Origin of the sequence: Pseudoalteromonas sp. GW168-MNA-CIBAN-0100, assembly GCF_040309225.1 — a bacterium.
Classification (GTDB): domain Bacteria; phylum Pseudomonadota; class Gammaproteobacteria; order Enterobacterales; family Alteromonadaceae; genus Pseudoalteromonas; species Pseudoalteromonas arctica.
Window position 1 is genome coordinate 1 of sequence record NZ_JBEOOL010000066.1, and the last position, 1,100, is coordinate 1,100.

Consider the following 1,100-nt stretch of genomic DNA (forward strand, 5'->3'; position numbering starts at 1 on the left):
GTTGGATACGTTCCTAAAAAGAGTAATTCTACAGCCTCAACGCCCTGTTAACAGGCAATAAAATAGTTGGTTAAAATGTGAAGCGAAGCGGAACCTAACCAACTGTTTTTGTTGCGTTTGAAGTGCTTGTTATGTGGCAGTGTACTGTAAATTTTATTAAGCTTTAAAAGCTATAAATACACCAACAACACAAATAAGTTGAATGAAGTACACCGCTTGTAATACTTTCCCATTTTTAGCCGCTACAACAAAACCTGTAGAGTCAGAAGTTTTAGGCTTATAGGTAATAAAAAACAATAAATTTTTAAAACCACCAAAAGGGTTTATCCAAGAATTTTTACTTGGGTTCTCTATTTCTGAGTCTGAATGTTTTTGCATGTTATCAATGCAACTATTTTCCAAATAATTAAACAGAAATGAGCTTACGAATATCCATACCCAGATTATCAACCCTATAATTAGTTCAAATTGACTCAATGCTGACTCCATGCCACATAACGCTTAATATAACTGGAAAATACGAGCGCTTTACAGCGAGTAGTTTCCCAGTTGATGTTTTTGTTATACGCACATATTACGCTAATGTTTGGGAACATAGGTTTTACCCCACTTATTAGCCGCTGCCAAAGCAAAACCAAAATAGACAATACTGAAAACACCATTGAAAAATTCAAAATTTACTTCGTTGTTTACAGATTCAAAAGCGGCACTAAAAAGAGATATGAAAAATCCAAGTACAGCACTAAACCAAATGAATTTAATTATCACACCATAAAATTTCTCACTCAAAATCCCACTGTGTTCCTGAAAGCTCAGGAAAAAACTGGTTATTTTATGACAAATATAAACCATCAATAACGTTAGCGGCGGTACTAAAATAGCTTCTACAACTTCATGAAATATTAGGCCAATTAACATAGCTAACGAACACCACACTAAAGGAATTTTAAAACCCAATATCTCAGTGTAATTTAAGTATTTTGGTTTAACAGCTTCGTTATTCAACTACATGTCCTTTGTGCGTATAACGAGCCTGTAGATTAACTCGTTTTTAAATTTGTTTTTATTGATAAACAAACCATAGCTGAGTTCCTATTTTG

General features: G+C 33.5%; 2 protein-coding genes. Both read right to left on the reverse strand.

Annotated features, from left to right (window positions below):
• Positions 1–156: 156 nt before the first annotated feature.
• Positions 157–477 carry a hypothetical protein gene (locus tag AAEY62_RS19995; protein ID WP_145990803.1) on the reverse strand — a complete coding sequence of 107 codons (321 nt, stop codon included), beginning with the start codon at positions 475–477 and terminating at the stop codon, positions 157–159.
• Between the two features lie 102 nt (positions 478–579).
• Entirely contained in the window at positions 580–1,005 is a 426-nt protein-coding gene (locus AAEY62_RS20000; protein ID WP_350604190.1) for a hypothetical protein, read from the reverse strand.
• Positions 1,006–1,100 lie beyond the last annotated feature (95 nt).